Source organism: Rossellomorea sp. LjRoot5, from assembly GCF_964253455.1.
Taxonomy (GTDB): Bacteria; Bacillota; Bacilli; order Bacillales; family Bacillaceae_B; genus Rossellomorea.
This window is the reverse complement of the sequence record NZ_CAXUQN020000001.1, coordinates 698,800-711,893: the sequence shown is the minus strand read 5'-3', so window position 1 is coordinate 711,893 and position 13,094 is coordinate 698,800. Positions and strand designations below refer to the sequence as shown.

General features: G+C 44.8%; 14 protein-coding genes. 6 read left to right on the top strand and 8 right to left on the bottom strand.

Features of this window, described 5'->3' with window-relative positions; translation table 11 throughout:
- Positions 1-9: 9 nt before the first annotated feature.
- From ACSQ2E_RS03485 to ACSQ2E_RS03475, 3 genes are all read right to left on the bottom strand, one after another.
- Positions 10-1,473 (bottom strand): potassium/proton antiporter, encoded by a 1,464-nt coding sequence (locus ACSQ2E_RS03485; RefSeq protein ID WP_435989368.1) that lies wholly within the window; start codon positions 1,471-1,473, stop codon positions 10-12.
- Between the two features lie 89 nt (positions 1,474-1,562).
- Complete coding sequence (locus ACSQ2E_RS03480; RefSeq protein WP_435989367.1) at positions 1,563-2,057, bottom strand: N-acetyltransferase family protein; 495 nt, start codon at positions 2,055-2,057, stop codon at positions 1,563-1,565.
- Positions 2,058-2,123: 66 nt separating this feature from the next.
- Positions 2,124-3,041, bottom strand: a complete 918-nt coding sequence (locus ACSQ2E_RS03475) for a proline dehydrogenase family protein (RefSeq protein WP_435989366.1) — start codon at positions 3,039-3,041, stop codon at positions 2,124-2,126.
- Positions 3,042-3,365: 324 nt separating this feature from the next.
- Here ACSQ2E_RS03475 and ACSQ2E_RS03470 point away from each other — a divergent pair, with 324 nt between their 5' ends.
- Positions 3,366-3,623 carry a hypothetical protein gene (locus ACSQ2E_RS03470; RefSeq protein WP_435989365.1) on the top strand — a complete coding sequence of 86 codons (258 nt, stop codon included), beginning with the start codon at positions 3,366-3,368 and terminating at the stop codon, positions 3,621-3,623.
- A 17-nt stretch (positions 3,624-3,640) separates the two neighbouring features.
- Positions 3,641-3,988: a spore coat protein gene (locus tag ACSQ2E_RS03465; protein ID WP_148970081.1), complete on the top strand. Its 348-nt coding sequence runs from the start codon at positions 3,641-3,643 to the stop codon at positions 3,986-3,988.
- 99 nt (positions 3,989-4,087) lie between these two features.
- On the opposite strand, the gene ACSQ2E_RS03460 is transcribed toward ACSQ2E_RS03465, so the two are convergent.
- From ACSQ2E_RS03460 to ACSQ2E_RS03440, 5 genes are read right to left on the bottom strand one after another with little or no spacing between them, the layout of a single operon-like run.
- Entirely contained in the window at positions 4,088-4,351 is a 264-nt protein-coding gene (locus tag ACSQ2E_RS03460; protein WP_435989364.1) for a DUF2573 family protein, read from the bottom strand.
- Between the two features lie 27 nt (positions 4,352-4,378).
- Positions 4,379-5,134 (bottom strand): siderophore-iron reductase FhuF, encoded by a 756-nt coding sequence (gene fhuF, locus ACSQ2E_RS03455; RefSeq protein ID WP_435989363.1) that lies wholly within the window; start codon positions 5,132-5,134, stop codon positions 4,379-4,381.
- A complete protein-coding gene (locus tag ACSQ2E_RS03450) occupies positions 5,131-5,949 on the bottom strand; it encodes an ABC transporter ATP-binding protein (RefSeq protein ID WP_435989362.1) in 819 nt (272 codons plus the stop codon). Before ACSQ2E_RS03450 ends, fhuF begins: the two co-directional genes overlap by 4 nt.
- A gap of 15 nt (positions 5,950-5,964) precedes the next feature.
- A complete protein-coding gene (locus tag ACSQ2E_RS03445; RefSeq protein WP_435989361.1) occupies positions 5,965-7,020 on the bottom strand; it encodes a FecCD family ABC transporter permease in 1,056 nt (351 codons plus the stop codon).
- Positions 7,021-7,023: 3 nt separating this feature from the next.
- On the bottom strand, positions 7,024-8,010 hold the full coding sequence (locus ACSQ2E_RS03440; RefSeq protein ID WP_435989360.1) for a FecCD family ABC transporter permease: 987 nt from the start codon (positions 8,008-8,010) through the stop codon (positions 7,024-7,026).
- Between the two features lie 214 nt (positions 8,011-8,224).
- On the opposite strand from ACSQ2E_RS03440, the gene ACSQ2E_RS03435 reads away from it, so the two are divergent.
- The 4 genes from ACSQ2E_RS03435 (at position 8,225) to ACSQ2E_RS03420 (ending at position 13,066) form a co-directional block, all read left to right on the top strand.
- Positions 8,225-9,184 (top strand): ABC transporter substrate-binding protein, encoded by a 960-nt coding sequence (locus tag ACSQ2E_RS03435; RefSeq protein WP_435989359.1) that lies wholly within the window; start codon positions 8,225-8,227, stop codon positions 9,182-9,184.
- A gap of 167 nt (positions 9,185-9,351) precedes the next feature.
- Positions 9,352-10,857, top strand: a complete 1,506-nt coding sequence (locus tag ACSQ2E_RS03430; RefSeq protein WP_435989358.1) for a spore germination protein — start codon at positions 9,352-9,354, stop codon at positions 10,855-10,857.
- Positions 10,858-10,874: 17 nt separating this feature from the next.
- Positions 10,875-11,963, top strand: a complete 1,089-nt coding sequence (locus ACSQ2E_RS03425; RefSeq protein WP_435989357.1) for a GerAB/ArcD/ProY family transporter — start codon at positions 10,875-10,877, stop codon at positions 11,961-11,963.
- The gene (locus tag ACSQ2E_RS03420) at positions 11,960-13,066 is read left to right on the top strand and encodes a Ger(x)C family spore germination protein (protein ID WP_435989356.1); all 1,107 of its coding nucleotides are present in this window, start codon (positions 11,960-11,962) and stop codon (positions 13,064-13,066) included. The genes ACSQ2E_RS03425 and ACSQ2E_RS03420 overlap by 4 nt, the downstream gene beginning before the upstream one ends.
- Positions 13,067-13,094 lie beyond the last annotated feature (28 nt).

The window sequence follows — 13,094 nt, the reverse complement described above, 5'->3', positions numbered from 1 at the left end:
ATCATTTTCTCATAAGAGACTTACTCTGCCTTTTTCATTCAACAGTTTATTGACATGCTTTCTTTGACTTTTATCGGCCATTACATAAAGTGTATCGCCAGCTTTAATCATGGTGTCGCCTGTGGGAGTGATCAATTCATTGTGTCGAATGACCGCAGAAATCAACGTTTTTTCAGGGAGTTCGATGTCTTTGATCGCCCTGTTCGTAATAGAGGCATCGTCATTAATGAGTATTTCAAGCATTTCATTATTAGTTTTTCCGATGGAAACGAGCTCGATGCTATGGGCGATCGGCGGTTTTTCTTCTCCTGCAAGCTTAAAATAGTTGGCCAGAGGGGAGATTGTCGTTCCCTGGATGAGAGCAGAGAGCAGCACGACGAAAAACACGACGTTGAAGATGACTTCGCTGTTTTCAATGCCCGCTACCATCGGATACGTTGCCAATACGATCGGGACCGCTCCCTTTAAGCCTGCCCAGGAAATGAAGAATTTTTCTTTAATGGTGAAGTTCTTTGCCAGCGCTAAGCTCAAATAGACTCCGAGTGGTCTCGCTACAACAATCAACAGAATCGCTAGTATGATTCCCTGCCATGCAATCCTCGGCAGGTGCTGAGGGAAGACCAGCAATCCCAGGAGGATGAACATGACGATCTGCATCATCCACGCAAAGCCTTCATTGAAGCGGACAATGGAATGGCGGTAGGTGAGTTCCTTATTTCCGACGACGATTGCCATGATATACACGGCCAGGAGACCACTTGCCTCCAGGATGCTTGTAAAGGCATAAGTGAAGATGGCAAGGGAGATGGACAGGACCGGATACAATCCGGACGAATCCAGATTGATTCGATTGATGATCCACACAGATGCCAGACCCAGAACCAATCCAAGTACCAAGCCCATTCCCATCTGCCAAAAGAAGCTCAGGATCAGGGAAGCAGGATTCAATCCCGGAAATTGAATCAATTGTAAGAATGCTACAGTCAAGAAAATAGCCATGGGGTCATTACTGCCGGACTCTGCTTCCAGTGTGGAAGATATCTTCGGTTTGATGTTTTTGTTACCTAGTACGGAGAACACCGCTGCAGCGTCAGTTGAACCAACGATCGCCCCAAATAACATCCCTTCAAGCCAGCTCACGCCAAGTATATACTTGGCTGCCACCCCGATGGATACGGTGGTTGCCACAACCCCGATGGTTGCAAGTGTTAGGGCGGGCTTATACACCTTTCTCACATTCCCCCATTTCGTTTGAAGTCCACCCTCGAACAATATGATGATGAGTGCAAGCGTACCGATAAATTGAGTCATAGGGGCATTATCGAAGAAAAAGTATGTATTTAAGACCATTCCCACGATGATGAACAGAATCAACGAGGGGACGCCTAATCGTGTGGAGAATTTAGCGGTGATCACACCGACCAGTAGCAGGAGGCCAAGGAGCAGGGTCAAATTATCAATGGTCATTTCCATAGTATCGCCTCAAATCTCATGAAGATTATCCCTTTTATTATATAACATTGTGAATTACGTAACAATCATTATGCCTTACTCACCAGCTCTTATAAATGTTTACCCATAATGATATATTCATGTGGGACGTTCGGATAAAATCCTTCCCGGATGATCCTAAATCCCCCGGCATGATAAAAGGCGATGGCCGTGTGATTATCTTTTCGAGTCGTGAGGAGGACCCGTTTTTCTTTTCGCTTTTGCAGTAATTGCTCAACGAGTAGCTTCCCGATTCCCCTGCCTCTGTATGCCGGGTCGACACCCAGTTCCACCAGTTCCATACAATTTTTCATCCATTCACGCTCGGAATGTAAATGACGTGCCAGCAATTCATGATAGTATTGACCCTTTCTTGAAGAATAACCATAAATATATCCTGCCACTTGTTCATCGATAATGGCGAGGTATCCTTCAAATAGGGGATACGTGGAATGCCGTTTGAATTGGTCCTCCATACCTTTTGGGTCCACTTGAAATAGGCGGCAATATAACGTAATCATTTTCTTGAAATACTTTCCTTCCACCCGAAAAGGAACGATCTTCATTCTCCCTGCCTCCCGTCAATAAATAAGACCCTATGAGTATCCATAGAGTCTTCATCTTACTTACTACTATTTCTTCATGACCCCTTTTAGAACAAAGGCGACGTTGGCTGGTCTTTCAGCCAGTCTTCTCATGAAGTATCCATACCAGTCAGTGCCATATGGGACATAGACGCGCATTTTGTAGCCTTCTTTGACCAGTTCGTGCTGACGTTCCACACGGATTCCGAAAAGCATTTGAAACTCGAATTGATCACGCGGGATCTTATATTCCTCCACGAGTCTTTTCGTATATTCGATCATCTCATCATCATGGGTGGCGATTGCCGTATAATTCCCATTCAGCAGATGAGATTTTATGATTTTTTTGAAATTCTCGTCTACGTCCTTCTTTTCAGGGAACGCAACTTCAGATGATTCTTTATAAGCCCCTTTTACAAGACGCAGATTGGGGGAATACGCATTCAAATCATCGATATCCTTTTCTGTTCTATATAAATAGGCTTGGATGACCGTGCCGATGTTATCATATTCCGACTTTAGACGTTTGAAAATATCAATGGTCTTTCCACAACGGGAGTAGTCTTCCATGTCAATGGTCACGAATACGTTCTGCTTGGTTGCTTCATCAAGAATCAATTTCATATTCTTCATGACCACATCTTCAGAAATATCCAGTCCCATTGAAGTCATTTTAAGGGATAGCTGAGATTTAAGGTTCTCTCTCCCGATCGCACGAATAGCCTCTACACATTCAAGGGCCATTTCGTTTGCTTCACGCTCATTGTCCACAAACTCTCCCAAATAGTCGATCGTTACAACAAGATTCTGACTATTCAGCTCGCGAATAACCTCAACTGCCTGCAGGATGGAAGACCCTGCAACGAATCGACCGGCACCAAAGCGCAGGCCATACTTCTTAGCAAGTTTCGTCATCGGCTTATTTTTTGAAAGGAATAAAAAGAAATTACGCATTGCTTGCTCCATGTTGCTTGCCCCCTGAAAAAACATATATACCCTACTATGAAACCGTTTTCTTTATTGCTAAAAAAGAGAAGGTTCACACTATTAGTATATTTACCAACATTTTATCACCTTTTAAACGTTTTGAATATACTTTCAATACTTTCTTAGTAGAATATTATCGAAATGTGTAAATACGTGAATAAGTCTGTCGGATAGTAGGAAAAATAACCTTTGCCTTCAAATGATACCGCTTTCTTATCTCGTCGTATACAGGGTATTATTACCTATCCGAAAAAAACTAAGAAAGGGTATCGAAGACTAAAAAAGGAAACGGAGGAATGGGACATGCAACAACAACCTCAACAAGGGAGCCAACAGCAGGCGTACACTCAGCCGCCGCAAATGCTCACTACGAAGGATTCTCTTTATTTGAACGATATGCTTGCCTGGAATCTGAATGCCATGAAGAAATGTCACTTTGCGGCAGCTCACTGTCAGGATACTGAGATTAAAGCGGAGCTCGATAAATGCGGCCAGATGCATCAGCGCCATTACCAGCAGCTGCTTACCCATCTGAACACAACCAATCAAAATATGATGTAGAAAGGAGTCCACAAACCATGAATCAACAGAATCAGCAAAAAATCCAAAACCCTCAAACACAAGTGCCGGAAACGCCACAAATGAATGATCGCGACTTCATTACGGATGTCCTGTCCCATGAGAAGTATATGACGGCTTCCTACTGTACGGCTTTGAATGAAGCAAGCCATCAAGCTTTATATCAGGACCTCCTGACGATTTTCAATGAAACGCAAAACGCCCAACGCGAATTATACAATGAAATGTTCCGTAAAGGCTGGTACAAGCTGGAGGCTGCGGACAGTCAAAAAATCCAGCAGTCCTATCAGCAACATCAGCAGTATTCTTCTCAATTTCCATATGGATACGGCGGTCAGGTTCAATAATTGAAAGGCAGACTCGGGTCTGCCTTTTTTTTGTTGAAGTAGAATCCAATAAAAAAGTACCCTCTTCACATCAAAAGGGTACTTTTTCAATCCGTATCGTTATTCATCATTTTGCTTCCTGCTCATTTCCGCGCGGTGTGCTTCATTCATCTCTTTGATCTCCCCGACGATCCGTTTCATTTCATCCTTGCCTTCAGGATAGAGAGAATTCCAATGTTTCACCAGTGCTGGCATGTTTTTAGCGATAAATGAGTAAAGAGCATATTGTGTCACCATTTCTTTCTTGGCGGCGTCGGTTTCACCCACCAACAGTTCCGTGTACTTTTCAAGCAAAGCATTAAATTGTTCAGGGAATTCCTTCATTGCGTTAGCCTCCTTGCGAATGATGAATTAGGTCTTTTTCATCAGACAGGTCTGCGGACAAGTTTTACAGCGATATTGCTCCCCGTTCTCCAGTCTGTAGGAGAAGCAGCATGTTTTTCTTACACGCATTTTTTCCGCCATACCCTCTATATTTACTTTTCTGCTATAATATCTGGCCAGTGGATTGCTGTGATAGCTGCCGAACCATTGACTATTTTCATCTGAAAGAAGCATCCGGAATTGGTCATCACGATCGCTCCTCATTCCTTCGTTCAAAAGGAAGTCCTCATTCTCAAATACCCAGAATACGTATACTGCGATGTTTTCCCAAAGGATCAGATTCGAAAGCTTTGTGGCATTCTTTAGCGACTGAATCACTTGATCAAGATGATCCCGGAAAATGGATTGAATGAAGGCGTTCTTTTCCTCAAGGGATGTAAACTCCGTCACCGATGCATCCTTCAAGTGAAATTGAGGCATCCATAATCCATTTCTGTCCCCATCCACCATGATCAGATTTTCAGGATTGAGATTCAATTTCTTATTCCAGTATGTCATGGTCATTAACCCAATGGCCGCTACAAACGCATAGCGCTTCATGAATAAGGATGCTGCCACTTTAAGGTCGTCCGTCCCGATCTGGGAGCATTGATAAGATAAATAGGCCTTCATCTTTCCACCATCCAGGAATGAGGTTGCCCCTTCCCCTTGTAAAGCCGGGGTGGACGCATGGAAGCGGTATTTCGTCAAGATTTCCCACTGCTGCCCGGTCAGTGTGTTCATCCTGTCTCCACTGCGTCTTTCAAAATGCAGCGTCCTTTACCGAATGGGATGCATAAGGGCGTACCGAATAATGGGTCCCGGGATACCTGACAGTCCATATCGAACACGTTTTTCACGAGTTCACAACTGATCACTTCTTCAGGTTTTCCTTGAGCATAAATCTGTTTATCCCGGATCGCCACGATATTATGGGCGTATCTGCAGGCAAGGTTCAGGTCATGAAGAACCATGACGATGGTGCGCTGCTCTTTTTCATTCAGTTCGAATAATAAGTCCAGGATCTCAATCTGGTGGGTCATATCAAGATATGTGGTTGGCTCATCCAACAGGATGATGTCTGTATCCTGGGCAAGTGTCAGAGCGATCCACGCACGCTGCCTCTGCCCTCCAGATAGTTCATCCACTTTCCGGTTCTTCAGCTCCTCCATCTTCGTTGCTTTCAACGCGTCCTGGACGATTTCTTCATCTTTTTGTGACCATTGCTTGAGCCAGGTTTGATGAGGGTAGCGCCCCTGCTTGACGAGCTGGAGGACGGTCAGTCCCTCTGGAGCCGTTGGGGATTGAGGAAGGATGGCCATTTTACGAGCGACTTCTTTCGTTGATAAACGTGAGATTGCCTCCCCATCCAACAAGACCGATCCCTGCTTCGGCTTAAGCAGACGGGCGATGGAACGGAGAAGCGTGGATTTCCCGCAGCCGTTCCCGCCGATGAAGACCGAAATCTCCCCTTGTGGAATGTCAATATTCAATTCATCGATGATCGTCCGTTCCCCGTAAGATAGAGTCAAATCCTTCGTTTGTAATGCGTCACTCATCTATGGCCAACTCCTTTAAGAATTTCTTGTTTTAAATAATAAATAGATAAAATACGGTGCGCCAATCGCTGCCGTAAAGACACCGGCAGGGACTTCGAGGGGCAGGAACAGGGTCCTGCCGATCAAATCTGCCACCATGACGAGAATCCCGCCGATCAGGGCTGCAGTCGGAAGCAGGGCCCCGAAAGAAGAACCGACCATCCGCCTTGCCATATGGGGAGCCATCAAGCCTACAAAGCCGATTCCACCGGCAAATGCGACTGCTCCCCCCACTAACGCCGTTGACATAAGGAGGAGAAAGAACCGCTGACGCTGAACATTCCCTCCTACACTTGTGGCGATTTCTTCGCCTAGTTCCTGTATATTCAGCTGACGGGTAATAAAGAAGCTTAACAGGATAAAGACCAGGCTCCAAGGAAGCAGGATCCACACATCCTGCCAGTCAGAACCGTTCACCGTCCCCGTGATCCAGATATTTGCCTGACTGGCCCTGTAAATCGGGCCGAGTATCATAAGTAATGTGGTCATTGCTTGAGTCAAAGCCGAAATACCAATACCAATCAGAACGAGCCTGACAGGTGAAACCCCTTTTCGCCAGGCTAAAAAGTAAACCAGAAAGGCAATGACTGTCGCGCCGATGAATGCAGCAACAGGCAGCCATTTAATGCTGACCATCAACGTATTATCATCATTGCTGAAAAGGGTCAGAAAGGCGACGACAGCCGCTCCCGCTCCTCCTGTGATACCGATGATATCCGGTGAAGCAAGAGGGTTGCGTATCATCCCCTGAAGGATTCCCCCTGCTACGGCTAACGCCATCCCGGCAAGCAGTGCAATGAGTATCCGCGGCAGGCGGAAGGACGTCACCACGAGCTGCTCCAAACTTGTCCCCCCACCAAAGAAAACACTGATCACCTTCCACGGGGCAATCTTCAAGTCCCCTATTCCTGTACTCATAATAAGAACCAGAAAGGTAATTAAACCCAGGATGGTTATTTTTTTTAGCGCTGATAAATCAACGAGCATGGAAACGCGGTCCTCTAGCCATCGTTTCCCTATAAATCGATCCATCGGTTAAAACCCCTTCCTTGCCACATACACGAAGAATGGTGCTCCTATTATGGCGGTCATGACGCCGACGGGCACTTCCTGGGGCATGATGATATAACGGGCACAAACGTCAGCGGCCAGTAATAAGATCGCTCCGAGAAGTCCTGCGAAAGGAATGAGCCACCTGTGGTCAACCCCGATGATCTTCCTTGCTAAATGCGGGATGACAATCCCGATAAAACCGATGGGACCGGCAACGGCGACGGAACCACCCGCCAAGAGGACGACAACCGCCAAAGCAAGAAATTTAATCAAGTTCGTTTTCAGGCCGAGCCCTTTCGCCACATCTTCCCCCATAGCGAGGATGTTCATCTTGCCGGCAATGAAGAGAGCAAGAATCCATCCGGCCACTATATATGGAAAGACCCCGCTTAATATATCCAAACTTCTTCCCTGGACTGATCCCGCGAGCCAGAATAAAACCTGCTCAAGTGCCGCTTCATTCAAGACAAGCAATCCTTGTGTAAAGGAGGAAAACATAGCGGTGATCGCCGCTCCAGCAAGGGTCAGCTTCATCGGGGTCAAGCCTTTATTCCCTGCAGAACTGATGACGAATACGCCGACCGCTGCAATGGCTGCACCTAGAAACGCGATCCATGTAAAGGATTGAAGATTGGTTATGCCAAAGAGCGTAACCGCTACGACCACCATAAAAGCTCCACCTGCGTTGATTCCGAAAATTCCTGGAGAAGCGAGGGGGTTATTGGTCAATGTCTGCATCAAAACCCCTGAAATCGCAAGGGATGCACCGACAGTCGCAGCAATCAGCGCCCTTGGTAACCGGATGGTCTGAAGCACGATATGCTCAGTCGATCCAGTAGGGTTGGAAAAAGCCTCAATAGCTGTTTGCCAACTTGTATCCGTGTATCCGTATACAATACTGATCCCGATACACAGGATAAGAAAAAGAAGTGTTCCTATAAATAAAAGAATCTTTTTTTGAATTCTCATTATGTGTTAACCTTTCTATTCCTTAAAGGAAAGGAAATCAATTAAACAATCACGTACTGCTCTTCCCTTTCTATTTTAAAGAAGAATGAAAGGAGCGTCAATGACTTTGAAAATCATTATCATTTAGGTATTGACAATGAAAACCTTCTCAACTACTATTATGAGTGTAAATGATAATCATTATCACCGATAAAAATATCAGGAGGATCTACATATGAAATTAAAGAGCTTACTAACATTACTGCTGATTTCTACACTTCTCTTTCTTGCTGCCTGCGGAAATAAAGAAGAAAAAGATGAGTCTGCAGGTAACGATACAAATGAAGAAACATATACAGTGAAACATGCAATGGGTACGACGGAAATCAAAGGACCGCCTAAGAAAGTCGTCATCCTTACAAATGAAGGAACAGAAGCCCTCCTATCCATGGGTGTCACTCCTGTCGGTGCCGTTCAATCATGGACGGGTGACCCTTGGTATGACCACATCGCTGACAAGATGAAAAATGTTGAAGTCGTCGGAACAGAAAGCGAATTAAACATGGAAGCCATCGCAAAGCTTCAACCCGACCTGATTATCGGGAACAAAATGCGACAAGAGGAACAATACAATCAGTTGAAAGACATCGCTCCAACCGTCATGGCTGAGACGTTACGCGGTAACTGGAAAGAGAATTTCGAGTTATATGCTAAAGCCCTCAATAAAGAAGAAAAAGGCCAGGAAGTCTTAGCGGAGTATGATCAGCGAATTGAAGATCTTAAAGGTAAGCTCGGAGACAAATTGAATCAGAAAGTTTCCATGGTCCGCTTCTTAGCAGGGGACGTAAGAATCTACCATAAAGATTCATTCTCAGGCGTGATCCTGGATCAGTTAGGATTCGCACGTCCTGAAGGTCAGGATGTAGATGACTTTGCTGAAAAAGGTGTAACAAAAGAACGCATCCCGGCAATGGACGGAGATGTCCTATTCTACTTCACATATGAAACCGGCGATGGCGAAGCGAACAAACTTGCTGAAGAGTGGCTGAACGATCCGTTGTTCAAAAATCTTGAAGTAGCAAAACAAGACAAGGTTTATGAAGTAAGTGATGCGATTTGGAACACAGCAGGCGGTGTGCTGGCAGCAAATGCCATGCTCGATGATATCGAAAAGTACTTTTTAGAACAGGAATAAACGACTCTTGTAAAAAGCCGAAAAGGGCATATCCCTTTCCGGCTTTTTTTGTATGCTGATTTTCAGGGAATGCTTTACGTTTTTTTCACTCCCCCTTTCATTTTCATAATTCTCCTTTTTTCGGTAACACTACAGGATAGACCACACATCGGACATGAGGGATTAGTATGTTTTCATTCTTTAAGAACCAGAAAAGCAGTGATAAGGACAGTAAGAAACAATCATATGAGAGTCTGAAAAAGGAAGCGGAGAAATCTGCCGATTATAAACAGGCCTTTTACCAGAATCCACATACAGGGCTGAAGTTCAGTCTTCACTTCGTCACGACGTTGATTGATGGAAAGATCCTGCAGGAGGATGTCCTTCCTTCATTACTTTCAAAGGATTTTCACTCTTTCGATGATCTAAAAACACTGGTCCCTGTATTGGATATTCAAATTTCCACAGATGAAACCCAAATCGAACAGAAATTGTATAACGGATATACCCTCCTGACAATGGATGCCTCCAACAGAAAATTCGCCTTCATCGCGACGAAGAACGAAATGGGCAGGAAAGTCTCTCAGCCGGAAGTAGAGTTCAGTGTCGTCGGACCAAAGGAAGCATTTGTAGAGTCTCTCAGTGATAATCTGAACCTGCTTAGAAAGCGACTTCCCATCAAGGAAATGTTAGTGGAAGAATTCAATCTGGGAACACTCACCCATACCCGGGTTGTGTTGCTCTATATTGATGGATTGGCAGATGAAGCAAACGTCAATACGGTCCGGCAGCGATTACGAGATATTGATTTTGATCAAATCATGGACAGTTCATTCGTTGAACAGCTGATTGCCGATAATGGTAAGTCACCCTTCCCGCAACTATTGGACTCGGAACGCCCAGACCGGGTAGCGTCCGTACTTGCGGAAGGCAAGATTGCCATCATGGTGGATGGATCTCCGCATGCTCTGATCGGCCCGACCACGCTCGTAGAATTTTTTAACGCATATGAAGATTATTTCTTAAATTTCTTCATTTCTTCTTTCTTGCGCCTGGTTCGTGTATTTGCAGTGGCATTCTCCATTTTGATCACACCCATTTATGTTGCGGCCCTAACCTATCATTATGAGCTCATACCGAAAGATTTAATGGCTACACTCATCACTTCAAGACAAGAAATCCCGCTGCCCCCTATTCTCGAAGCATTGTTTCTTGAATTGACGATCGAACTGCTGCGGGAAGCAGGGGCACGCCTTCCGACCAAGGTCGGTCAGACAATCGGTATCGTTGGAGGTATCGTTATCGGGACGGCGTCCGTTGAAGCGGGGATCACGAGTAACGTTCTGCTCATATTGGTTGCACTTGCTGCCCTTGCTTCTTTTACCACTCCCGTTTACCGGATGAGTAATACAATCCGTCTACTTCGTTTTCCCTTCCTCTTATTCGCGCAACTTTGGGGATTGTTGGGGATCGTTTATTGTTTCTGCCTTCTAATGGGACATCTCCTGCAATTGACGTCTCTGGGCAGACCGTTTTTAGAACCTATTTTCCCACCTCGGGTAAAAGACTTGAAAGATGCACTCATTCGCCTTCCCTTCAGCAGGCAAGGCGGCCGTCCGGAATATTTACGCACGAAGAAACCGTTCAGGTTCCCTCCGTCCGAAGGGAAGAAAAAGCTTGATATTGATGAATAATGGTTGGAGGTGATCAAATGCAGCCGATTCCAGATAGAAGAAAAATATCGCCGTTCATGGTTTTCTTTCTCATTCATGCCATTCAAGTAGGAGCCGGAGTCCTTGGATTCCAACGTATCATTTCAAAAAATGCGGGCTACGATGGATGGATTTCTGTCATTCTTGCAGGTGTTTTCACTCACGTTATCATGTTTATGATGTATCAAATTTTAAATAGAGTGGAAGGAGATCTCGTAACTGCCCACACTCTGGCATTTGGAAAATGGCTCGGGAAAGTATTCAGTCTCTTCTTCGTCATCTATTTCAGCTTGCTGGTGATCACCATTATGCGTACGTATATTGAGGTATTACAGGTGTGGATGTATCCGAGATTGAGTACGTTCTTCTTTTCGTTGCTCTTTCTCGTGCTTGTTTATTATATTGTCAACGGCGGGGTACGTACCGTGACCGGAACGGCCTTTTTTGGAATCTTTCTTCCCAGTTATCTCATATTAACGTTTGCCTTCACCTTTAAATATGCAGACTTTGGAAATATCCTGCCAGTCTTCGATCATACGGTGAAAGATCTATTAATTTCCACTAAGAACATGTCCCTGACGTATTTAGGCTATGAATCCATTTTACTTCTTTATCCTTTTGTGAAAGAGGCTAAGAAATCTCAAAAGTATGTCCACTGGGCGCTCTTTACGACCACTACCCTTTATACGATATTAGCCATTATTTCTTTTGCGTTTTTCAGTCAGAAACAGTTGGAAAAGACCGTATGGGCCACTCTGTCCATGTGGAAGATCGTCGAAATGCCGTTTGTGGAACGATTTGAGTATATCGGCATTGCCAATTGGTGCTTGATCATCCTTCCAAACGTATGTATTGCGATTTGGTGTGCCAGCAGAATCTTAAAACGGATGACTCCACTGAAACACAGGCATACATTATTGATCGTCTGCCTGCTATGCTTATCCGCCCTCACCTTTTTCGCTGACCGGAAGCAAGTGAACTTCCTGAATACAGTATCAGGGCAGATTGGATTTTATATCAACTATTTTTACATTCCTGCTCTTCTGTTGCTTGTGATCATCATGAAGAAAGTGAGGAGTAAACAATGAAACGTACATATTTTCTCACAGCTATTCTCATTTGTTTCTTATTTCTGACAGGGTGTGTGGAAAAGGAAATCCTGGACGATTTATATATCGAAACAGGGAAAGCCTACGACTATGTAGGGGAGGATAGAATCAGGGGCACCGCCCTCTTCCCGATTTACTTATCCGATAAATCGATTCAAAACGGGACGCTGTCAGCAGAAGCCTCCTCTACGAGGGAAGTGCTCGAAAAATTGGAAAGAAGATCACAGCAGCCCCTGGTCCGCGGAAGCCTGGACGTTGTTTTAATAGGGGAGGATCTTGCCAAAAAGGGAATCATCGATATCGGTGACTCCCTTCAAAGGGATGCGAGTGTCGGGGCTAGGCTCTTTCTGACTGTGACTGAAGGGGAGGCCGGAGAGCTCATTAAAGGGAACTATGGATTGAGAGGAAATGGGACATACCTATCCAATTTGATTCAACATAATATCTCACGGAGGGAATTGCCTGCAACCAACCTTCATATGTTCATATATGATTATTTCCAGGAAGGCCAGACACCTTATCTGCCGATTTTGAAGCAGCTTTCCAATGAAAGTGTGGCTATTACAGGCATAGCTTTATTTAATAAAGATAAGATGGTTTCGAAAATCCCTGCTAAAGATATGTTTTTCTTCAAACTGCTGGTGGATAAGTATGCTGAAGGAAGTCATGTCATTAAGTTGGGAGAAGAAAAGAGCAGCGGTCACGCGGAAAAGTCCATCGAAGCCTCTGTAACCAGCCTCATCTCCAAGAACAAAATTATCGTCAAGCATGATGCCGATCCTGTAGAAGTGACGATTCGCATCAAAATTCGAGGGATCATCCGTGAGTATACCGGTAAAAGATTGACTCCTGATAAAGTCATTGAAGTGGAGAAACAAATGAAAAAGGATATTGAAGAAAATGGAATGAGAATGCTGAAAGAATTTCAGGACCTAGGAATTGATCCTGTCGGCATCGGTCAAATCCAAAAGCACGGCGTACGGGGATTTGATTTCAAGGAATGGAAAGACAGTATATATCCGCGTGTGAAATTCAATATTGAACCCAATGTTCAGATTTTGGAAGCAGGGACGGTGGAATAGGATATGGAAAAGGCTCCCTGTACGTCAG